Origin of the sequence: Candidatus Berkiella cookevillensis, from assembly GCF_001431315.2 — a bacterium.
Lineage (GTDB): Bacteria > Pseudomonadota > Gammaproteobacteria > Berkiellales > Berkiellaceae > Berkiella_A > Berkiella_A cookevillensis.
Map to the genome: position 1 here is coordinate 138,744 of NZ_LKHV02000001.1, position 21,785 is coordinate 160,528.

Here is a 21,785-nt window from a genome sequence, read left to right on the forward strand (position 1 = left end):
CGAAAAGAAAAGCAATGGTTGTATTAGGAGCCATTCGGCCAGGATGTATTTGCAGTGTTAAATTATGAGGAGATATAATTAGATTATCTATATTTATATTAATTGCAAAGATATACTGAGATAATGTAAGTATGTTTAAACAGAAAAGAAGTAGACTGCATAAACATGAGAAATATAGCCATCGGCTTGAGTAATTTATAACAGCTAGACTTAATCCAGAGAGTATAAAGCAAATAGCACTGTTGTAAACCATGGGGGTAACTTGTGGTGTGGTTTGAATAAGGAAATCTAGTTTAAGGTGCCAACCAATGATAACAAGAAACCCTAATAATAAGCTTGCAAAAGCTAGAAATAACGCGTAATAGCGCGCATTCAATTGTGCTTGATGCATGAGTGTTATACCCACTTACAATGTAATTTGTCATCACAGTTATGTTGAAACCACTGGAGTAATGTATCGGCCGGCAATGGCTTGGATATGAAATACCCTTGTGCAATATCACAGTTTAATGTTTTAAGATGTTCGAATGTTTCTTTGTCTTCAACACCTTCTGCAACAACATTTAGTTCTAGACTATGCGCAAGCTCAATAATAGATTTTGTGATTTTTTGTGCTTGAGTATCTCTACTTAGCTTCATGACGAAAGATTTATCTATCTTCATTTCGGAAAATGGTAGCCGATGCAATTCGATAAACGAAGAATAACCTGTACCAAAATCATCCAAAGAGATCTGAAAACCTTTTAATCGCAAACGTGTTAAAATATCCATGGCAATCTGGGGCTGACTCATAACCGCTGTTTCAGTGACCTCAAAACAAACATTTCCTGGATTGATCTTGTACTGATTTGCGAGAGCAATAATTTCATCTGTTAAATTCAAATCATCTAAGTTACTAGCCGATAGATTGATAGAAATATTTATGTTCCAAAGATTTAAAGAACGAGCATATTGTTGGAATGCCATTTCTACAATAAGTCGTGTAAGAGGTACAATCAGACCAGAAGACTCTGCAAGTGGTATAAATTGATCTGGGAATATAATTTTTTCTGGATTGACCATCCACCGAACTAATGTTTCTAAATTGATTATTTTGGAGCTTTTTAAACAAATCATGGGTTGATAATGCAAAACAAGCGCTTTGTTTTCAATTGCTTTTTCTAAGGTATCATTATTGGGCTGAATGGAAGCACTTTTTATATGCTCTAGAATTTCTATCAATGCTTGAATTGGTAATGGTTTAGGGTAATGCCCAAGCATATTGAGCTGATAGTTAAGGCCAAGGTTAAAAGCGGTTGAGCGAATTTTTTCATCATGGCCACTCACAATAATAATAGGTACTTTACACTCTATTTCAGAAAAAGATCTTAAAAATTCTATACCATCATGTGAAGGAATACCTAAGTCTAAAATAATCAATGTGGGAGGCGAGGATAAAGTATATTGTTTAGCATCTTCTATTTGATTTGTGATAAAAGAATCATAGCCAGAGGATTTGGCAATGTCCGCGAGCAATGCAGAGACATCAGGATCGTCATCAATAATTAAAACTGTATTATTATTCATACGCTTGTCTGTGGCGTTTAAGATTATAAATTATAGATATATAGTTATATTCGGAAAAAAAAAGAATAACTGTAGCTTTAAACTAAAATATATCATTTTTAAGTGTGTATACTCATCTCATAGCAGCCGATTTTTACTCGCAAGGAGCGCAATGTAGGTGGGGGGCAAGGAAGCGCTCTCCTAGGCATGCATATATAGTGCAGACTTAAGATGAGAGGAGCGTCGCCCCAAAAACCTAACATTCTCATGTGAAGAGTATATATGTGCAGTCATGTGTTGCTTATGATGGTCAACAATAACTTGTCTTTGAGCCTCTTTGTTCTATCACATTCTGTGGGTCTTTGAATAATGATAATCACTTGGGCTAGAAAGTATCAGCACAACGATATATTTTGAGGATGATGGGGCATTGAGCATATATCCTTGTCTCTTGTATGTATAGACACATGAATATGCATCTATTGATTGGCTTTTGAGGTATCTGGCTAGTTGGGTAACTGATAGTTATTGTATTGTTGCATGCTCTAAATAAATGAGTATGAGCCTATGCTGGTTATTCTTGTCTCGTTCATTAGGCTGATTGCCATAACCGCACGGGTATAAAAGAATCAGTCTGTTATGCGTTTTTGCGCCAAGCACCTGACAGGACGATTTTCCTTTCTGTGGCTTGTCTTGATCCTGCTGGCATGATCATGGAGATATGCTTGTAAGGTGTTGTACCTTCTGGTACAGAACTACTACGCTATGCTGACAGACTGGAGAATAGTACTGCCTGTTTAATGAGACACGGAATACGGGTGAGTTTAGCAAACTGTCGCATTGTTTTATTATTTGCAATCTTAATGCTGCTATCATCATGATAGCGATTTTACTTAATAAGTATGACAATGCTTCATTCTGTTTAAAGCTACCAGCCGTTCTTAAAATATATTAAGCGTTAGCTTGTGCTCTAGGCCAAAAAAGCACCTCTACAAAAATGAAAGGCTGGGGAAATTTTAGTTGGAGGCAATAGGGGAGTCCATCTTGTATGCTTACCTTTTCCTGGGGCACTACAGTGCCAAATTGAATGTTTGAGACACCTCAGAAATTGCAGCAAGTCCCGCATTTGACGGAGGTTTGCACTTTGTCTTTTTTTCTTAAGCGTTTAAGGCTTTCAGTATTTACCTAAAGCAAAGATCTATGATAAAAGGTTGTCTTAAATCAAGGGTAGATTCTTCTGTCCTCACCACCTTAAAACACAGTGGTTAAACGGGTTGCGCAACCAACCTATTTTTAAAAAGCTCGGTAAGTTTCGAGGCAAGTTATGTCTAATAAAATTGGCTTTTGGTCTGTGTTTGAGTTGGTGTCAATTAGCCAGATTGGCTCTGGCCTCGTGCTTCCTGCCAGCTTAGCGTTTTACGGCAAACTCACCTTAATAGGTTGGATCATTTCCAGCATGGGCGCAATTTTATTAGCCGTCATGTTTTCTGAGTTATGTGTGCGCTTTCCAAGAACAGGTGGACCTAATGTTTATGTCCATGAAGCATTTGGATCTTCTGCCGCATTTTTTACTGGCTGGACCTATTGGGTTATCTCTTGGATCAGCACAATTGCTATTGTGACATCAGCGGTAGGTTACTTAACCCCGTTTATAGGTGAGCAGTCTTCCCAAGTATATTTTGTGCTGGAAGCCTTGTTAATGATTGCGATTTGCGCTTTTAACTGTAAAGGGGTAAGCGCTGCAAGTCGTACTAAATTTGTTGTCATTGCTTTGAAGATGATCCCGCTTATCGTCGTGCCTGTCGCGGCATTGTTCTTCTTTGATAGTGGTAATTTTGCTAAACTTGAGATTGAGCCAGAAGAGACCTCTTCTGTTTTAAATAGTGTGGTTATTCTCACTTTTTGGGGATTTATCGGTTTTGAGTCAGCAACCACGGCTGCCAGCGAAGTAAGCAATCCTAAGCGTATTATTCCACCAGCCTTAATTATTGGCACTATTTTTGTTGCCATTGTTTACTTTATCTCAAGTCTGGGAATCATGGGCGTTATTCCAAGTGCTGAACTCATCAATTCTGAAGCACCTTATGCAGATGCTGCGAGAATTGTTTTTGGTGGATACTGGTATCTGTTTATTTCCTTGGTTGCCGCCATTATTTGCATTGGTGCTATTAACAGCTGGACTTTAGCGAGTGGTCAGATTGCTCTGGGTATTACCCAAGATGGCTTGATGCCAAAGTTTTTTGCACAAACCAACAAGCATGGTGTGCCTGTGGTGCCCTTGATGATTAGTTGTATTGGCTCAATATTTTTTCTATTTTTGACTCAAAATGAAAGCTTAACAGAGAAAGTAAATACCATTATAGATTTATCTGTTGTCTCTTTTTTATTTGTTTATGTATTGTGCTGCTTGGCTTTCTTGAAAATTATTTGGCAAGAAAAGAAAGTCATTCCTCTATGGCAGTGGTTATGTGGCTTAGTTTCTTTAGGGTTTTGCCTGTGGATTATCGCTTCTACACCCGTGATGACCTTATTACTTTCAAGCTTATTTGTATTCAGTGGCTTGCCCGTGTACTTTTTTCGACGTAAAAAATTAAAGCGGATGATTATGAATCCGGTCGTGACAGAAGCGGCATTAGCAGAATAAAGCCGCTTCTCAATGATGGAGACAAGGCTAAAGATTGCTTAGACTTGTATAAAAACCTTCCTTTGTTAGAATGTGCCTCAATGTTGTGTAGTTACACTGAGGATAGATTTTATGCTAGATTTTCAACCCACACCCTCATCACTCTTTAACCCTTATTATAGTCCTGCGCTTAAACCTGTTTTAGATGAATTGGTGGCAAGATTGCATCGCACCTTTCCCAATTATCATCTGCAACGTAAAGCGACTTTAGAGGCAATACAATTTGTCCTCAATGCCAATGTTCTTAATATTCATGATCTAAAACAAAATCCTGAACGTTTTTTCTTTACTTTTGAATTATTAGGTCTTGCGGGTGGGGGATCTTTTGCAACAGCTTTAGGTGTGCAATATTTATTGGCGGGTGGTTCTTTGTTAAATCTTGCTTCTCCAGAACTCTGTGCACATTATCTTCCTGACATTGCAAAGGGCAATCTTTGGGGATGTTTGGCGATGACAGAGGTAGGGCATGGTTCTAATGTCAAAGGTATTGAGACAACGGCGCGATATGAGCCTGAGTCAGATCAGCTGATCATCGATAATTTTAATTGGGTTTATCAAAATGGAAAATTGCAATATTGGGATGATGAGCAAGCAAGATATCACAGCTTAACTGCAAGAAAATGTTGGATAGGAAATTCAGGGTATGCGCATATTGGGGTTGTGATTGCGCAATTGTTTGTTCCTCATGAGGGAGAATGGGTGCATAAAGGCCCGCATGCTTTCTTGGTGCCAATGCGTAATGTCGTTACGAATGAGCCAAAAGCAGGTGTTTCGGTTGAAGATATGGGCGAGAAAATGGGGCTTAATGGTGTATATAATGGTCTCATTCGTTTTCAAGATGTTCGTATTCCGCGTGATAACTTAATGATGCACAATATTGTCTCGCTCTCAAATCAGGGCGTGCATCAAAAATTAGTAGCAGCTCCAATGTTGAGTTTATACAGTAGCATTCAATATGGTCGCACTTTTATTGCGGCAACCAGCCATTCTCTGATCAATGTCAATTTGAGTATTTTAATGCAAATGCGTGACAGTCATCGCTTATCGCCTAATGCAGCAACATTGGCAAAATGGATTGCGCGTACCTATGGCCTGCATTTTGCAAAAAAACACTTATTTCAAGCCTTAAAGCAAGGTGGGAACGATACGCTTGCGACAGGTATGAAAGTATTGACGACAGAGTATGCACATAAATTATTAGATGAGATGCGCTATTATTATACTTCCGCGCACTCTTTTCCTGTATTAGGTCATAATTTAGAGTTTGTATTCAAAGATTGGGTTGCAAGCTGCACTTATGAGGGAGACAATCCTGTCATAGCGCAAAAAGTGCCTGGTGATCTCTTGATTTCGCTGATGATGATGACCAAAGGATTTAATTTTTCTCGAGACGTGCCAATGATTTGGAAAATGTTTAATCAAATACGACCTCGTCTTTGGGGGGAAACGCCACTGCTGGAGCATATGCAGCAAGGATGTTGGTATTTGGTATTGGCTTTGAGTTTAAAGTTGCAATCAGGCTATGACAAAGCACTGTCTAAAGAGGAAAAAGAAGCACATCAAGCACGTATTTGGAATGATTGTCAGATATTCATTATTAAAATGGCACATCTTTGGACAGCTTTATCGGTATTAGAAATATTTTCCAAAGAGGCTTCATCGCACACGAATGAAAAGATGAGAGATTTAGCAGAGTATATGGCAACCTGTGTCTATCAAGAAGAATTCGTGCAGGCCTTTTTTCATTCCGAAGCTTTAAAAGAACAATATGCTTTTCAAGGCACAGATAAATTGACGACTCTATTGAAGTATTGTTTGTCCAAAGTGGATGGTTTTGTGCCAACGCAAGCATCTTTTAAGCGTTTAAAAGAACAACAATCAGAATGTTTGCAAAGACTCGTACCGCATTTTAATGATTTTGAGAAGGAATTGGTGGGGCAAAGTGACTTTGTTGCATTACTGCGCAAGCGCTTATTTACTCTACCAGAGAAGGAAGTGGATATTGATGGTTTGATGGAGGGCATGCGGCATTTAACGATATGGCATGATTTAAAGCGTGGCACCAAAGCACCTGTTTCAGCGTCTGCGACAGATGAGCTGTCTTTGTCAGAACCTATCTATTCAGCGCACCTGCGGGCAAGGCTCTAGAAAGCAATTCATATTTTTAGTCAAGTAACTTTTTTAATTAATTGAAATATATAGCTTTATTTAGAATTGATGATTGCCTATCTGTCACAAAAGATAGGCGCTCATTTATCTTTAAGATGTGATATACTGAGCAGCTTAACTTTGGCAAAAATCACAGTGACTACTTGTCCTAAAACCCTCGCAAACGAAGGAGAAGAGACTTTCCCTCGTACAGAGTGTGTAGTTACAAAATAAATTCATCTTTTTCAGGAATTCTCATGACATTTAAATCTCTTGGTTTAATCGAAGCCATTCTCCTTGCAGTTGAAGAAAAGGGTTATCAAACACCTTCTCCTATTCAGGCACAAACCATACCTGCTATTTTGCAAGGTAAAGATGTGATGGCTTCTGCACAGACAGGAACAGGTAAAACGGCAGGTTTTGTACTGCCTATATTACAAAAATTAAGTAAATTACCACCTGTCAAACCGCGGTATATCCGCACATTAATATTGGCGCCTACGCGTGAATTAGCCGCGCAAATTGAAGAAAGTACTTTTGCATATGGCAAGAATTTAAAATTAAAATCAGCGGCTGTATTTGGTGGTGTAAAAATCAATCCTCAAATTCAAGCTTTAGAACGCGGCGTAGATATTTTGATTGCAACCCCTGGCAGATTAATGGATCTCTATGAGCAAAATGCAGTAAAATTTAATGAGTTAAGCGTTCTTGTCTTAGATGAAGCAGATAGAATGCTAGACATGGGATTTATCAAAGACATTCGACGTGTGTTGTCGTTGCTTCCTAAAAATAGACAAAATCTTTTATTTTCTGCCACTTTTTCGAATGATATTTTTGCCTTAGCAAAAGGCTTATTGCATAACCCCATTGAGATCAATGTAGCACCTAGAAACACTACCGCAAAAGGTATCTCTCAAGTTGTTTATCCTGTTGATAAGATGCGCAAAGCAGAACTCTTAAGTCATTTGATCCAAACAAAGCAGTGGTATCAAGCGCTGATTTTCTGCCGTACCAAACATGGCGCAAATAAGCTGGTTAAATCTTTGCATTTAGATGGCATTGAAGCGCTTGCTATCCATGGCAATAAAAGCCAAGCTCAGCGCACAAAGGCACTCGCTGAATTCAAACAGGGTAAAATTCAAATTCTAGTAGCAACCGATATTGCTGCACGCGGACTAGATATTGATCAGCTCCCCTTTGTGGTTAACTTTGATTTGCCCAATATTCCAGAAGACTATGTGCATCGTATTGGTCGTACAGGTCGGGCAGGCGCAGAAGGTCAAGCAATCTCATTGGTCAGTGCGGATGAAATTAAGCAATTGCTTGATATTGAACGATTGATTAAAGCTAAAATTCAGCGTCAAGAAATTGATTCCTTTGAGCCTAGACATAATTTGCCCTCTCCTGCGGAAAAAAGTCATCATCATACAAAGCCGGTAAGACGTACGGGTGGAAATGCGCAGCGCCCACAAGAGCGTCGCTCTCATTCCTCTTCTACAGAGAGAACAGGTAGTGGCAATAGAGGTAGAAGTTCTGAACAACCTTCTAGTGCGCCCTTTAGAGCCAGACAAGAAGATAATAGAGCAAAACCTGCAAGAAGTTTTGAAAGAAGAGCAGAGTCTGGCTTTAAACCACGCGAAGAAAAGCCCACAAGAGGCAGAAATTTTGAGCAAGGTTCTGGTGCGCCCTTTAGAGCCAGACAAGAAGATAATAGGGCAAGACCTGCAAGAAATTTTGAAAGAAGAGCAGAGTCTGGTTTTAAAGCACGTGAAGAAAAGCCCACAAGAGGCAGAAGCTTTGAGCAAGGTTCTGGCGCGCCCTTTAGAGCCAGACAAGAGGATAATAGGGCAAGACCTGCAAGAAATTTTGAAAGAAGAGCTGAGACTGGCTTTAAATCACGTGAAGAAAAGGCTGGTCAAGGTAGAGGTTTTGAGCAGGGTTCTAGAGCGCCGTTTAAAAAGCGCAATACTGAAAATCCCAATGAAAGAACAAGAGAATCTTCTCGTCAGCGTAAAAAACTAGCGCGAGAAGAATATGGACACGAAGAGTAGATATAGCTTCTAAGCTAATATGAGTGATTTAACAGTAAGATTGTATCTGTACAAATGCAATCTTGCTGTATAGTCTTCGCATATGAGTTTTACCCGCAAGGGGCACAATGTCAGGGGTGTTGTCTTCGCCCTCTCGCAATCCTCATGTACTAATATGTACACTCCGGTTGCTCGAGGCTTGACGCCTACCCGAAAACTCATGTGCTGTGACTATAACTCTCTATCTTCTTTGAAGTTGGCGTAATTTCCAAGCTTTTGCAATCTGTATACGCCAGAAAATTCGCACTGAAAAATTGCCAATAATAGCAAGTACACCACCACAGACAATGCTGCCAAGAAGTAGTGGCTCCCATATTTCTTTACAGATCCCCCATGAATGAAAATGTACATCTGTCATCGACATACCTAGTATTTTAGCGCCCACAAAATAAGCAAAGCCAAACATAGGTACCATAGTGAAGGGGTTAACAATCCATACTAATAATACAGCAATGGCTAAGTTTGCACGCAACCAAATGGCAAATAGCGCGGCAATCAGCATATGGCCTACGAAAGGGATATAAGCAACAAATAAGCCGATACTGACAGCCGTTGCTACAGAATAGCGATTTAAATGCCAGAGGTTTGGATTTGTTAGTAGTGTGCCAAAAAGTTTGAGTACTTTGTGATTTTGTAATTGATGAGGATGGGGTAGGAATCGTTTAATAAATTGCTTTGCCATATCTAAACGTTCCCCCCTTAGATGCAGATAATTCAAAACCTAAGATCATAGGCGCTTAAGCAACTTTTGTCTAGTCTGTTGGCCTGGTGAGCTACCCCATTTGTCTCATATGCTTTAGCTATATATACTTATTTTTTCAGATATTTAAATAAATTTAATAGCGATCATGTAAAGAATTATCTATTCCTCATTGATATGAAAAATGATATGCGTATATATTCAAAATTATAGAAAAATACAGCATCATTTTTATATTTATAGAGAAGTGAGTATAAGATTAATCAGCCAGTGCCTTTCATTTTATTAGGACCTTTGAGTGCATCTTTCTCAATGTATTCAATAATAGCGCCCGCTACATCTTTGCCGGTGGCTTCTTCAATGCCGCGTAAGCCAGGAGAGGAATTGACTTCTAAAACAAGAGGGCCATGTGCAGAGCGAATAATATCAACACCGGCAACATCTAAGCCCATGACTTTGGCAGCACGTACAGCGAGCTGGCGTTCTTCTGGTTTTAATTTGACGAGTGTTGCTGTGCCTCCTCTGTGTAAATTGGATCGGAATTCTCCTTCTACAGCAGAGCGTTGCATAGCAGCGATAACTTTGTCATTGACGACAAAGCATCGAATATCAGAACCATTAGCTTCTTTTATAAATTCTTGCACAAGAAAATTAGCATCTAAACTTCTAAAAGCATTGATCAATACTTCAGCGGCTTTATTGGTTTCCGCCAAAACAACGCCACTGCCATGCGTGCTCTCGATGATTTTTACAACGAGAGGGGCACCTCCTACAAAGGAAATGAGTTCATCCGTTGCATCCGCAGAATGCGCATAACCTGTGATAGGCATCCCCACACCTTTGCGTGCAAGTAATTGATGAGCGCGTAATTTATCTCTTGAACGCGTAATCGCAATGGATTCATTCATGCAGTATACGCCCGCAACTTCAAACTGACGTAATACAGCAGTGCCATAGGCAGTGACAGAGGAGCCAATTCTTGGAATAACTGCATCAAATTTCAGTAATTGTTTTTTGTCTCGAGCCTTATAAAAAACAGTTGGCTTATTGGCAGTGATATTCATATAGCAATTCAGTACATCTATCACCTTTGCATCATGCCCACGCTCCGTTGCAGCTTCTACCAGTCGTCTGGTGGAATACAACTTAGCGTTGCGTGATAGAATACCAATTCTCATGAATGCGCTCCTATAAATTTAAGAAATTTTGTATGTTAAATTGCAAACATAGATAAAAGCTTGCTGTCTATAGCAAGTGACGTGTTGCTTAACATGGTTAATCGTATTAAAAAAAGACAAGGTAAATAAGAAGGCTCTCATAATAAACATATTATGGGTAAAAGCCATTCCTTCTGCATTTTTTTCTTAGCACGAATAAGTTATCATTCAAAATAATTGTTTTTATATCACCCTTTTAGATTGAGTTTGTAAAGCTAGAGCTGCATTAGAAGTGGTGGGTGGGGTGTGTTGTTCTCCACAATAATTTTCAATGATTTGCCATGGCCCAGGGTGATAAAGTGTCACAATAGGTTGCTTGAGCGATTGATCAACATCGAGCCATTCGAAAGAATCAATGATGTCATCTGTTGTTGTTAATTTTAATTCATTGAGCTTTGCAATCAAGTCGCTCAGTTCGGCATCATCGTTTGTTTGCTTTGCGGTGTCTTGTTTTACGCACGTTGTAGTGAAAGTCGCTTGTAATACTGGTTTTAGGACATGGGGTCCTAATAGATGCTTTCCTGCTTTGCGACCACAAAAAGCACCAAAGCTTTTGGCAGGCCCCTCCATCAGAAAATAGGTTGGCAAAGTGAACAAAGACGGCGGTCCCATAAAAATCACAAAGGCACCGGCGGCAATACTTGATCCAATGGTCGCTCCGGTGCCTTCCATGAGATCGTTCATTGTAATGTTCAGTATATAGTTACCAGCGCTATTGATAGCTGCCTTGGTAGAGTCTTTGATTCTGGTTTGAATCGTTTTGTAGTTTAGCTGATAGCCATTACTGCTTGGATTAACAACCACAAAAGACAAATCACTTAGTTCTTCTTCGTTACCTATAAAAACGAGTGGTTGATCTAGAAAATGCTGCTCTGGTTTGGGTGAAATAACCCACCAAAAGAGGCGTTTGCTCGCAGAGCCTGTGGCGGTCATGAGGCTGTAACGTAAAGGTGTTGATATCCAAGCGGGTGCAACAAGGTTCAATAAGCCATATTCCGCTGCATAGAGACCAAATCTTTTGGCTGTAGATGCTAAGAAATTATTAAGCGTGATTTGTTTTAAGAATTCGAGCAACAAAACCAAATCCTTTTGATCTTATCATAAGGGTATAGTATCGGGTTGTCTTTTAGGAAGCGAATTTAGGTGTGCAAAAGAGAGGGGGACATATTGAAAAAGAGGCAAAAAAAAAGCAAGGCTAAGTTAATAGACTTGCTTTTTTAGTGATCGGCTTAATTCAAAAGAATTAACTACCAGCCACCACGGCTTCTACCAGCGCCACCGCTAGAACGGCTGCTACCACCGGCTTCACGCTCTTTTGCAATATTTACTTTCAGATTTCGGCCCATGAATTCTTTGCCGTTGGTGCTAAGTGCATTTTGTGCATCAGCTTGGTTTTCGAAGCTGACGAAAGCAAAACCTCTTGCTTTACCAGTTTCACGGTCTTGAGGAATAATTACTTCACTGATAGAACCGAATTCAGAATAAAATTGACGTAAATCATGTTCTGTAACTGAGTAGCTCAAGTTACCAACATATATTTTAGTTTGCATAGCATGTTACCTTAGATATATTGAAAATTAACAGGACAGAGTACTTAAAGCGAACATATTGCTTTAATATGGACTTTGTCTGACCTCGCACTATATCTCAATCCCATGAAATTGCAAGTATCTGAGACCAAAGGTGTGCAATTCCCGATAATTTCTTTTAATTTCGCAAAAAGTCATCAAACTAAGAATATTTTGCTGGACAGCTCTCTCAGCAAGAGAGCCTTAGCTAGAGCTTTCGTAGATTAATCATATTGGGCAGGAGCTGATATAATGCCCCTCCCAAGATAAAGTCGGTGCTGTGATCCTTATGCCAATCTTAACTTTAAAAAACATTTATTTCTCTGTTGGTCAGTTTCCCTTACTGGATAAAGTAAATCTGGATATTCATCCCAAAGAGCGCATTGCATTGATTGGTCGTAATGGAGAAGGTAAATCAACTTTGCTCAGAATGCTTTCTGGAAAGATTAGTCCTGAATCGGGAGAAATACTAAAACCAAGCTATGTACGGATTTCTCGGCTTGCACAAGAATTGCCAGAAGTAGGTGATATGACCGTGTATGAAGCGGTGTCAGATGGTTTGAGTGATCTCAGAGATTTATTGCTTCAATATCACCATTTAACAGCGCAACTTGAAGGGCATGATGAAGCATGGATGAATCAAGTGCATGATCTGCAAAAGAAAATAGAGCATTTAGATGGCTGGCAGATTCAATTACGCATTGAAAAAGTTATACAAGCACTTTCCTTGCCAGCAGATGCCAAAATGTCTGCTTTATCTGGAGGTTGGAGAAGGCGGGTTGCATTGGGAGCGGCTTTGGTACAAGAGCCGGATATTTTATTGTTGGATGAGCCAACCAATCATTTAGATCTTGCCGCCATTCAATGGTTAGAAGGATTATTGCTCAACTACCCTAAGACTATTATTTTTATTACCCATGATAGAGCATTATTACGCAAGATAGCGACGCGTATTGTGGAATTAGATAGAGGAAAACTCACCTCATTCCCTCCAGAATATGATGTCTATTTGCAACGTAAAGAACAGATGATGATGGAAGAAGAGCGCCATAATGCGCTGTTTGATAAAAAATTATCAGATGAAGAACAATGGATTCGTCAAGGCGTCAAAGCAAGAAGAACGCGAAATGAGGGGCGTGTACGCGCATTGATTGCTTTGCGTGAAGAGCGCTCACAACGTAGAACCATTAAAGAAAAACCAAAATTTGAAATTAATGAAGCTATTACCAGTGGTAAAACTGTTATTCAAGCAGAGAATGTCTTTTTTGGTTACCCGGGACGCAAAGCGCTCATTAAAGATTTTAGTTTTACCATTCAACGTGGCGATAAAATTGCCATCGTAGGTCAAAATGGTACCGGCAAAACCACATTGGTAAAATTACTGATGGGTTTACTAGAACCTACCGCAGGTACCATCAAACATAGTCCTAAGAACCAAGTTGCTTTCTTTGATCAAAATCGAGAGCATTTGGTACCAGAGGCAACCGTTATGGAAAATGTTGCAGAAGGAGATGATCAAATTGAAATTCAAGGCCGAACAAAGCATGTGATTGGCTATTTGGGTGATTTTCTCTTTTCTCCTGCAAAATGCAGAATGCTTGCCAAAACATTATCGGGTGGAGAGCAAAATCGATTAATGTTGGCAAAACTCTTTTCTAAAACAGCGAATCTTCTTGTTTTGGATGAGCCGACCAATGATTTAGATATAGAGTCATTAGATGTGTTAGAAACATTGTTGCTTAACTATCAAGGCACAGTCATCATTATCAGCCATGATAGAGAATTTATTGATAACATTGCGACCCACTGCATCGCCTTTGAAAAAGGTGGGCAAATTAGCATTAATGTCGGTGGTTATACTGATTGGTTAGAGCGGCGAGAGCAGTTTGAGAAAAATCAAGCCAAGGCTTCGCAACAAACAAAAAATCACAAAACGACAAAGCCTGTTGAGACAAACAAAGCAACTGCTAAATCAAAATTAAGTTTTAACGAGCAACGGGAATTGTCTACTTTATTATCAAGCATTGAAAAACTTGAAGCGACGATTAAGCAACTAGAAAATCGTATGTGTGATGCAGGTTTTTATCAACTGCCACAAGAAGAGATTCATTCTGTGACGCAGCAACTAGAAAAATTAAAAGCGGAGTTGTCTGTGGCTTATGTGCGCTGGGAAGAATTAGATGCTCGTGCATAGTGCACTGTATCCAGTGCACTTGAGTATAAGTGCATTATTGAGCACATGCCAGTATGCTCAATTGTGCCAATAAGAACTCAGAACATTCGGGCAGCGAAGGCACCAAGCCAAACTGCAAGCAAACAAAGTAAAGTGTTGAGTATGATATTGATTAAGCCGAAGGACCAAGCACCTTGTTCAAATAAATGCAGTGTTTCAATAGAAAAGGCAGAGAAAGTGGTATAGCCACCTAAAAAGCCTACCAGTAATAAGGGGCGTAGGATGAGGGACAGAGAATGAAAGCGATTCAATATCAAAATGAATAAGAAGCCAATAAGTAGACAGCCACTGACATTTACAAGCAAGGTGCCCAAGGGAAAAGATTTTCCTGTCCAATGATGTGTGGTACTGGATACCCAGTATCGCAACACCCCGCCTATACCGGCGCCAATGAAGATAAGTAGAGAATGGTTCATGCGCATCGTCCTTTGCGGATATTTTTGAGCGAAGGGATTTTAAAAAAAATCCATCTGCTCACGTTAGTGAGCCTCTTCCCTTGCCTCCAAGGGAAGATAGCTATATTCCTTCATTTCTTAACTGAGCGGTACTATGTTATTGAGTGGCTTATAGTGCAGTGGCTTCAGATTTACAAACGGTTTGTTGTTTGTCTTTCAAGAAAAAGATAGTGAAGCCCGTTGCAGCCAGTATTAAGCCAATAGGAATAATACTCAAACCAAAAGTAAAGGATTCAACACTGTAAAGTGGCTTACTGTTATAGTAAGCGTTATCCCAGAATAGATTAATGACTTTGCCGATGATGCTATGAAAAACATAGCCAAAGGTCATGATAATCATGTTGGCAATGGCTGTGGTTAAACTGACCAGTCTCTCTGAAACATAAGTAGATGCTTTATAGATGGCGAGAATTTGATAGGCGCACAAGACACCCACAAGTCCAAAGGCAACAGACATATAGGTCACGGAGAAGTAGCCTAGTAACAGAATGGAGAAAATACCTCCCATACCCAAAGCACTGACAATGATAATTTCAAAATAGGCTTTTGTCTTTTCTGCGAATAAACTCATTGCAGTTGAGCCTACACACATACCCAGGAAGATCAGCGAGGGCATGGTTGCGGCTAATGCATCTGATAAACCATAAGCAGTCATCAGGTATTGTTTACCCCAAACATCGGCGAAGCCTTCTAAAGGCCCAACCATCATACCGGCTAATAAACAGATGGTAAGTACTTTCTTATTAGTAAGAACGGAACGTATATCTTGCCAAGCGGGTGTAGACTCTGTAGCAGTTGTAATCGCTGGAACTACCCAATAAGTAATGCAGGCCAATACTACGCCTAAAGTAGCAATGATTTTAAGAACTGTTTCATAGCCAAAGGTATTTAACATGTAGTTGATAGGTTGGCCGCCATAAATAGCACCTAATAAGCCTATGGTGACAGAAAAGCCGAGCATGCGTGTAAAGCGTTGTTCACTAAAGGTCATGCGAATAACTTTAAACACCCCTAAAATAGCTGCGGATGAACCAATACCAATTAAGAAACGACCTAAGACAGGGTAAATCCATACGTCGCTGGCAAGCATTGGAATAATACCAATCACGGTTAAAATCATGCAAATAGGCAGAATTTTCTTTGGTCCATATTTATCAAGCAATAAGCCTAGGGGTATGTGCATACCTGCATAGCCCAAATAATAAAGACCTGAATATTGGCCAAACACGCCTGCATCAATGTGATATTTTTGCATGATGTCAGGCATCATGATGTTGGGTAAGACCCTTAAGATGTACTGGTAAGCATAAAAAAATGAAGCCAAAAACCAAACGAACCAAGCAACTGAATTTTTCTGCTTAACAGCCATGGGTACCTCTAGAGCTTTAGAATTATTATTTTTTTCTTAATAGTAAATGAGCAATATAAAACACCAGGCCACTGGCCGGATAGATGTAAATTAATTCAATTTGATAAAGAGTAAGCCATCCAAATCTAACATGTTTAAATAGCTTACTCAAGCTTGCTACAGGGATTAACAGATAGAATGGTAGAAAAACACGAGGTTTAGCAGGATGTCTATACATCTTATACATTACAACAAAGGCTATTAAAGATTGACACACTTGCGTTTCGCTTCTTAGAATAGCCCCTCTGATCACCTTCCATCTGTCCCCTTCTCAAAGAGTTAGTAATGAAACTTGAAATAAGCGCTGAATTTGAAGACGCCATTGATCAAATGGAACATAGCCAAGATCATTTGTTTATTACAGGTAAAGCAGGTGCAGGCAAATCGACTCTGTTGGATTACTATTGCCAACATTCTCAAAAAAATCCAGTTGTTTTAGCACCTACAGGTGTTGCTGCACTCAATGTCAAAGGGCAAACCATTCATAGCTTTTTTAATTTTTATATTGATGTGACCGTTGAAAAAATAGTCAATAAAGAAATTGAGCCTTATGCTAAACGCTTATATAAAAAACTCAAAACCATTATCATCGATGAAGTATCGATGGTAAGAGCAGATTTATTAGATTGCGTAGATGCTTTTTTAAGACTCTATGGCCCAGATGAATATGAGCCATTTGGTGGCGTGCAGATGATTTTTGTGGGAGATTTGTATCAGTTACCACCTGTTGTTACGCAAGATGAGAGACATATTTTCAAAACGCATTATGAATCTCCTTTTTTCTTTAGCGCGCATGTGTTCAAAGAAATCAGTTTTAAGTGCATTGAATTGACGAAAATATATCGTCAAAAAGATGAACATTTTGTCAAACTCTTAAATCAAGTCAGAAACAATAACATTAACTTTGACGATCTCAAGAACCTGAATCAGCGTTATATTCAAATAGATGCGCAACACAATACAGAGGATTTTTATATACATCTCACAACCACTAATCAAAAGGCAGATGAAATCAATCAAGGCCATTTAGATAGATTGCCTGGTGAATTGTATGCCACAAAAGCAAAAGTAGTGGGGGATTTTACACGAGAATATTTTCCAACCTTAGAAAGAATGCAGTATAAGGTGGGGGCGCAAGTGATGTTGATTAATAATGATGCCAATAAACGTTGGGTCAATGGTTCCATTGGTGTGATCAAAGCAATTACTGAGAAAAGCGGCAAAAAAACACTCATGGTTCTTTTGCAAGATAGCAAAGAGCAAGTAGCCGTTCAGCCCTTTACCTGGGAAGTATATCGTTTTTCTTTGGCGGATAATAAAATTGTATCAGAGCCTGTCGGCACTTTTACACAATTTCCCGTTAGATTGGCATGGGCAATTACCATTCATAAAAGCCAAGGTAAGACTTTTGAAAAAGTTGTTATTGATTTGGGGCGTGGTACCTTTGTGCCAGGACAATTGTATGTCGCTTTGAGTCGATGTACCACTCTGGAGGGAATTGTTTTAAAACAACCCATTCAGAAACGACACATCGACACTGATCCAAGAATCGCACGTGCATTGAATCTATTGTAAGAACTCAAATCCGAGTGCTTTTAGATAACGTGTTTGTTTGAGCTGTGGATGCACAGGATGATCTTTGTCTGCTTCGCCTTGATAAATTTGCTGCGCAGTTCGACCACTTTTCTGTATGCCTGCCAAAACTTCTTTTTTAAATTCTGATAGGGAAGCATGATGTGAACAAGAGGCAATCAGTAAAATACCTTTTTTACTGACAACTTGTGCACATAAACGCGCAAGTTTTTGATAACCGCGAAGTCCAGAACCTTTGTCTGTTTTTGATTTAATAAAAGCAGGTGGATCAGCGATAACCAAGTCAAAATGCTGGCCTTCTTCAATGGCTTCTTCCAAAAAGCTATACGCATTTGCTTTAATGCAAGCGTGTTGTTGATTGGGGAAATGTTGCAGTGATTTTTCAATATGATTGATTGCATCCGCTGATCTATCCACAAAGGTCACCGATCGTGCGCCACCGCTCAATGCTTGAATACCAAAACCACCACAATAGGTATAGAGATCTAAAACCGATTTATTGTGGGCTTGTTGTTTGGCCCACGCGCGATTTGCACGTTGATCGAAGAACCAACCTGTTTTCTGGCCATCCATTGGGTTAATGCTAAATATTTGGTCATTTTCAAGTATATTAATATCATCAATGGCTTCGCCGTAAGCAAGTGTTATGTGGGTTTCAAGACCTTCTGTTTGGCGTACAGCTGTATCATCTTTGAAGATAATGGTTCGAGGGTTCAGCACTTGGATCAAGGCTTTGAGCCAATAGTCTTTGAGTGCTTCCATTCCCAGGGTTGTTGTTTGGCATACCAACACAGAGTCATATCTATCAATAATAAGCCCAGGCAATCTATCACCTTCAGCATGTATGAGACGATAATAAGGCTTGGAAAATAATTTATTACGATATTGTAATGCTTTGTTAAAGCGTTCAATGAAAAAAGACTCATCAATCGCTATGCTTGTATCGGTTGAGAGTATTCGGCAGGCAAGTTTGGTTCTACTGTTATAGTAGCCAATCGCCAGTGGCTTGTGATCCGCGGATTTGATAGTGACAAGTGCGCCATTTTCAATAGGCTTTTCAAGTGGTAAAAGTGCATTGGAAAACAGCCAGGGACAGCCTTTTTTGATGCCTTCAATGGCATTATTTCTAACGGTGATGCTTTGCATAGGGAGGGCTTTCGCTTATCTCTTTAAATTGAAGACGAGAATTATAGCAGAATCTACAGTCATTCCGTATAAACCGAAAGCTTTTTTCCGTAACGACTTTTCTCTTTTTACGTTTATTGGCAATCACAATCAGTGCAGTTCCTCTGAGTGTGTTTATGCTGAAAACTAAGGTTTCTGTAAAAATTAGCTATGGTTGTAACCATTCATTTCAAATGGAGAGTTATTCACAATACTATCCATTGACAATGGATAGTATTATGGTTATTCTTCCATTAATAATGGAGACTTTTTATGAGTGTATCACCTGATTTGCTAAAACGTATCATTTTTGATCAACGAGAAGATAAGCGTTGGCCAAAAATGTATATACATCGAACGATAGAAAAGAGTTTGAATAAGCTTAGCCAGAATGAAGAAATAATCGTTCTCTCTGGTATTAGGAGATGTGGCAAATCAGTATTGCTGGAGCATGTTAGAAGAATATGCGAAAGTGAAAATGATTATTATTTTAATTTTGAAGATGAAAGATTAGTTAATTTCACATCTGAAGATTTTGAAGTTTTACATCAGACCTTCATTTCTCTTTATGGAGAACAGAATAATTTTTATTTTGATGAAATTCAGAATATTCCACAATGGGAATTATTTGTTCGACGCATGTATAACAAAGGGTGCAAGATATATCTGACAGGCTCGAATGCCAACCTATTTAGTGAAGAACTTGGAACAAGATTGACTGGAAGATACATATCATTAGATATCTATCCATTTTCATTTGCAGAATTTTCACAAGACCTTATCCCTCTAGAGCAAGTTGATTTTAGCACTAGGGATATTGGTTATTTAAGAGAGCATTATTCTAAATATTTAGAGCTAGGTGGGATTCCAGCGTATATAAGAAATAAAGATCCAGAATACTTACATTCATTATGCGAAAGTATACTTTATAGAGACATCATAGCGAGATATAAAGTAGGCAATCCTGAAGCATTAAAAAAATTACTTTTTTATTTGGCGAGTAATTGTGGCAAGGAAGTTACTTTATCTAAACTTCTTGGCATGATAAATAACAATGGTAAAATTATTAAAAGTAATACAACGATCTCAGATTATTGTCGTTACATTGAAAATAGTTTTATGTGTTTTTTTGTCAATCGGTATGATGATAATCTAAAAGCTCAGCAGCAAGCTCCAAGAAAAATATATTTTGTTGACCATATTTTGGCTAAGATCTTAGGATTTAGAACAAGTGAAGATCGAGGTCGTACCTTAGAAAATATTGTGTTTGTTGAATTGAAGCGTAGAGGACATGAGATCTTTTATTATAGTGGTTCCAGAGAGTGTGATTTTGTTGTAAGAAATGGTTCTTGTACGCAGCAAGTTATTCAAGTTTGTCTTGAATTACATGATTCATCAACGAATGAAAGAGAAGAATTAGGCTTAATCGAAGCGATGGACAAGTTTTCTTTATCTGAGGGTTTGATTATCACTGAAAATGAAGAGGGTGGAAAAATAATAGAGAAGAATGGTAAAAAATATCACATTTTTATTAAACCAATTTGGAAATGGTTGAGAACCTTTGACGTCTGAAGTATTTCTGTAGGCGTTTTGTGCCCCAAAGGGCTGTTGGATGTTAGTCTTCATTGGCATGACGTATTATATGAATTTTTCAGTATAAAAAATTGCGAAGACCACTTGGCTTGAAATAAGAAATATTTTACAGGGAACTAATTTAGCATTATCCAGTCTTAACTTGCAGATATTTTGTAATATGTATACAAGTAAGAGGCAAAAATGTTTAAAATTTCCTGTTCATTATTACTGGCAGCTGTTTTAATATCACCGGCTTCATGGGCTGTGTTTCATGTTTATACTGGAAATTTACAGGTCTATGAGAGAGATACCGCTGTACGTTATGGTGAGCATGGGATATCAAAAGAGCAGTGTTTGCGTTCACGTTATGGCAGAGTGGATTCAAAATGGCCTTGTGTCATAGACAGAGAATATATCCCAGGTGATGTCCAAGCAAACAGGCTTTTCATTTACACCAAGCCGTATAGAGACAAAGACTACAGCCCAGGCTTTAAGCGCTTGATTGCAACGAAACCATAATAGACAGCTTCTAAAACATGGGTAGTGGCTATAAATGGGCAGAGCGCTAAAGAAAAACTGATTCAAGCTCTGTAAATGCTTCTCTAATTATCTCATCGATTTGCCACGGTGGATTAATGAGTATGATGCCACTGCCTCTTAATCTGTGCGCCAGATTGGTATTTTTAGGATAAAATTCATGCTGAAAAAGCTTCAGTGTTGCGTGAGAATGGAGTATTTCTTTTAATCTTTCATGATGCCCATCTACTAAGATAGGATACCAAATGAGATAAATAGCATTTGAAAACTTTGCATATAAATGTATCAGTTGAGTTGCTATCTTCTCATATTCACTTTTTACTTCATAACTTGGATCTAAAAAAACCAAACCACGTTTTTCTTTGAAAGGAATGAGCGCAGAGAGTGCTTCATAAGCATCACGTTTGTGTACGTGTATATTTGCTTGTCCTTTAAAATGATTTTTTAAAATAGGGTAGCAGCTTGGATGTCCTTCAATGAAAATGCCTTTATCATTTGTACGCAAGTATTTTGCAATAATCTCAGGTGACCCAGGATAGGTTTGAATTTGCGATTCCGTATTATAGCGTTGAATGAGTGCAATATATTGTGTGACGAGAAGAGAAGCAGGCTTTAGATTAAGCAAAGGTGCAATACCGTTTTCAAATTCGGCATTCTTTTTACTTTCTTCAGAGTCTAAACGATACTGGCCTTCGCCAGCAAAGGCATCTAATACACAAAAAGGAGATGGTTTCTGTATCAGCTTGTTGAGTGTTGCCATTAACACCAGATGTTTGTGCACATCAGCGAAATTGCCTGCGTGGTATCGATGCAAATAGCTATACATGGTTTAGCTCAAAAAAAAGAAAGGAACTCTATTGAATGTAGCC

At 38.9% G+C, this 21,785-nt stretch carries 16 protein-coding genes; 7 read left to right on the forward strand and 9 right to left on the reverse strand.

Translation table 11 applies throughout. From position 1 onward, the window contains the following. Positions 1 to 396 precede the first annotated feature (396 nt). Positions 397 to 1,566: a two-component system response regulator gene (locus CC99x_RS00575; protein ID WP_057625288.1), complete on the reverse strand. Its 1,170-nt coding sequence runs from the start codon at positions 1,564 to 1,566 to the stop codon at positions 397 to 399. 1,303 nt (positions 1,567 to 2,869) lie between these two features. Here CC99x_RS00575 and CC99x_RS00580 point away from each other — a divergent pair. From CC99x_RS00580 to CC99x_RS13075, 3 genes are all read left to right on the forward strand, one after another. Further along, positions 2,870 to 4,189 (forward strand): APC family permease, encoded by a 1,320-nt coding sequence (locus CC99x_RS00580; RefSeq protein ID WP_057625289.1) that lies wholly within the window; start codon positions 2,870 to 2,872, stop codon positions 4,187 to 4,189. A 111-nt stretch (positions 4,190 to 4,300) separates the two neighbouring features. After that, entirely contained in the window at positions 4,301 to 6,376 is a 2,076-nt protein-coding gene (locus CC99x_RS00585) for an acyl-CoA dehydrogenase family protein (RefSeq protein ID WP_057625290.1), read from the forward strand. Positions 6,377 to 6,633: 257 nt separating this feature from the next. Further along, positions 6,634 to 8,427: a DEAD/DEAH box helicase gene (locus CC99x_RS13075; protein WP_057625291.1), complete on the forward strand. Its 1,794-nt coding sequence runs from the start codon at positions 6,634 to 6,636 to the stop codon at positions 8,425 to 8,427. Between the two features lie 220 nt (positions 8,428 to 8,647). Here the strand turns inward: CC99x_RS13075 and CC99x_RS00595 are convergent, their stop codons facing one another. The 4 genes from CC99x_RS00595 to CC99x_RS00610 form a co-directional block, all read right to left on the reverse strand. Continuing rightward, a complete protein-coding gene (locus tag CC99x_RS00595) occupies positions 8,648 to 9,148 on the reverse strand; it encodes a DUF2062 domain-containing protein (protein WP_057625292.1) in 501 nt (166 codons plus the stop codon). A 281-nt stretch (positions 9,149 to 9,429) separates the two neighbouring features. Continuing rightward, positions 9,430 to 10,344: a 30S ribosomal protein S6--L-glutamate ligase gene (gene rimK, locus CC99x_RS00600; RefSeq protein WP_057625293.1), complete on the reverse strand. Its 915-nt coding sequence runs from the start codon at positions 10,342 to 10,344 to the stop codon at positions 9,430 to 9,432. Between the two features lie 222 nt (positions 10,345 to 10,566). Continuing rightward, the gene (locus CC99x_RS00605; RefSeq protein ID WP_057625294.1) at positions 10,567 to 11,460 is read right to left on the reverse strand and encodes a hypothetical protein; all 894 of its coding nucleotides are present in this window, start codon (positions 11,458 to 11,460) and stop codon (positions 10,567 to 10,569) included. A 170-nt stretch (positions 11,461 to 11,630) separates the two neighbouring features. Beyond that, positions 11,631 to 11,933: an RNA recognition motif domain-containing protein gene (locus CC99x_RS00610; RefSeq protein WP_057625295.1), complete on the reverse strand. Its 303-nt coding sequence runs from the start codon at positions 11,931 to 11,933 to the stop codon at positions 11,631 to 11,633. 307 nt (positions 11,934 to 12,240) lie between these two features. Here CC99x_RS00610 and CC99x_RS00615 point away from each other — a divergent pair, with 307 nt between their 5' ends. Next, positions 12,241 to 14,145, forward strand: a complete 1,905-nt coding sequence (locus CC99x_RS00615; protein WP_057625296.1) for an ATP-binding cassette domain-containing protein — start codon at positions 12,241 to 12,243, stop codon at positions 14,143 to 14,145. A 77-nt stretch (positions 14,146 to 14,222) separates the two neighbouring features. On the opposite strand, the gene crcB is transcribed toward CC99x_RS00615, so the two are convergent. Together crcB and CC99x_RS00625 are read right to left on the reverse strand one after the other, a co-directional pair. After that, positions 14,223 to 14,600 carry a fluoride efflux transporter CrcB gene (gene crcB / locus CC99x_RS00620; protein WP_057625297.1) on the reverse strand — a complete coding sequence of 126 codons (378 nt, stop codon included), beginning with the start codon at positions 14,598 to 14,600 and terminating at the stop codon, positions 14,223 to 14,225. Positions 14,601 to 14,748: 148 nt separating this feature from the next. After that, positions 14,749 to 16,008, reverse strand: a complete 1,260-nt coding sequence (locus CC99x_RS00625; RefSeq protein ID WP_057625298.1) for an MFS transporter — start codon at positions 16,006 to 16,008, stop codon at positions 14,749 to 14,751. Between the two features lie 324 nt (positions 16,009 to 16,332). Between CC99x_RS00625 and CC99x_RS00630 the strand changes: the two genes are divergently transcribed. Beyond that, on the forward strand, positions 16,333 to 17,622 hold the full coding sequence (locus CC99x_RS00630) for an ATP-dependent DNA helicase (protein WP_057625300.1): 1,290 nt from the start codon (positions 16,333 to 16,335) through the stop codon (positions 17,620 to 17,622). Here CC99x_RS00630 and CC99x_RS00635 read toward each other — a convergent pair. Continuing rightward, complete coding sequence (locus CC99x_RS00635; protein WP_057625301.1) at positions 17,614 to 18,786, reverse strand: class I SAM-dependent rRNA methyltransferase; 1,173 nt, start codon at positions 18,784 to 18,786, stop codon at positions 17,614 to 17,616. The genes CC99x_RS00630 and CC99x_RS00635 overlap by 9 nt on opposite strands. 291 nt (positions 18,787 to 19,077) lie before the next feature. On the opposite strand from CC99x_RS00635, the gene CC99x_RS00640 reads away from it, so the two are divergent. Then, complete coding sequence (locus tag CC99x_RS00640) at positions 19,078 to 20,376, forward strand: ATP-binding protein (RefSeq protein ID WP_057625302.1); 1,299 nt, start codon at positions 19,078 to 19,080, stop codon at positions 20,374 to 20,376. A gap of 204 nt (positions 20,377 to 20,580) precedes the next feature. Next, the gene (locus CC99x_RS00645) at positions 20,581 to 20,898 is read left to right on the forward strand and encodes a hypothetical protein (RefSeq protein WP_057625303.1); all 318 of its coding nucleotides are present in this window, start codon (positions 20,581 to 20,583) and stop codon (positions 20,896 to 20,898) included. 46 nt (positions 20,899 to 20,944) lie between these two features. Here CC99x_RS00645 and CC99x_RS00650 read toward each other — a convergent pair whose 3' ends face one another. Further along, complete coding sequence (locus tag CC99x_RS00650) at positions 20,945 to 21,742, reverse strand: 23S rRNA (adenine(2030)-N(6))-methyltransferase RlmJ (RefSeq protein ID WP_057625304.1); 798 nt, start codon at positions 21,740 to 21,742, stop codon at positions 20,945 to 20,947. Positions 21,743 to 21,785: the final 43 nt, after the last annotated feature.

Excerpts from the sequence above, each read along its gene's own strand:
- CC99x_RS00635 (WP_057625301.1), bottom strand. The coding sequence starts at position 18,786 with ATGCAAAGCATCACCGTTAGAAATAATGCCATTGAAGGCATCAAAAAA.
- crcB (WP_057625297.1), bottom strand. The coding sequence starts at position 14,600 with ATGAACCATTCTCTACTTATCTTCATTGGCGCCGGTATAGGCGGGGTG.
- CC99x_RS00640 (WP_057625302.1), top strand. The coding sequence starts at position 19,078 with ATGAGTGTATCACCTGATTTGCTAAAACGTATCATTTTTGATCAACGA.
- CC99x_RS00575 (WP_057625288.1), bottom strand. The coding sequence starts at position 1,566 with ATGAATAATAATACAGTTTTAATTATTGATGACGATCCTGATGTCTCT.
- CC99x_RS00630 (WP_057625300.1), top strand. The coding sequence starts at position 16,333 with ATGAAACTTGAAATAAGCGCTGAATTTGAAGACGCCATTGATCAAATG.
- rimK (WP_057625293.1), bottom strand. The coding sequence starts at position 10,344 with ATGAGAATTGGTATTCTATCACGCAACGCTAAGTTGTATTCCACCAGA.
- CC99x_RS00625 (WP_057625298.1), bottom strand. The coding sequence starts at position 16,008 with ATGGCTGTTAAGCAGAAAAATTCAGTTGCTTGGTTCGTTTGGTTTTTG.
- CC99x_RS13075 (WP_057625291.1), top strand. The coding sequence starts at position 6,634 with ATGACATTTAAATCTCTTGGTTTAATCGAAGCCATTCTCCTTGCAGTT.
- CC99x_RS00595 (WP_057625292.1), bottom strand. The coding sequence starts at position 9,148 with ATGGCAAAGCAATTTATTAAACGATTCCTACCCCATCCTCATCAATTA.
- CC99x_RS00585 (WP_057625290.1), top strand. The coding sequence starts at position 4,301 with ATGCTAGATTTTCAACCCACACCCTCATCACTCTTTAACCCTTATTAT.
- CC99x_RS00580 (WP_057625289.1), top strand. The coding sequence starts at position 2,870 with ATGTCTAATAAAATTGGCTTTTGGTCTGTGTTTGAGTTGGTGTCAATT.
- CC99x_RS00610 (WP_057625295.1), bottom strand. The coding sequence starts at position 11,933 with ATGCAAACTAAAATATATGTTGGTAACTTGAGCTACTCAGTTACAGAA.
- CC99x_RS00615 (WP_057625296.1), top strand. The coding sequence starts at position 12,241 with ATGCCAATCTTAACTTTAAAAAACATTTATTTCTCTGTTGGTCAGTTT.
- CC99x_RS00645 (WP_057625303.1), top strand. The coding sequence starts at position 20,581 with ATGTTTAAAATTTCCTGTTCATTATTACTGGCAGCTGTTTTAATATCA.
- CC99x_RS00650 (WP_057625304.1), bottom strand. The coding sequence starts at position 21,742 with ATGTATAGCTATTTGCATCGATACCACGCAGGCAATTTCGCTGATGTG.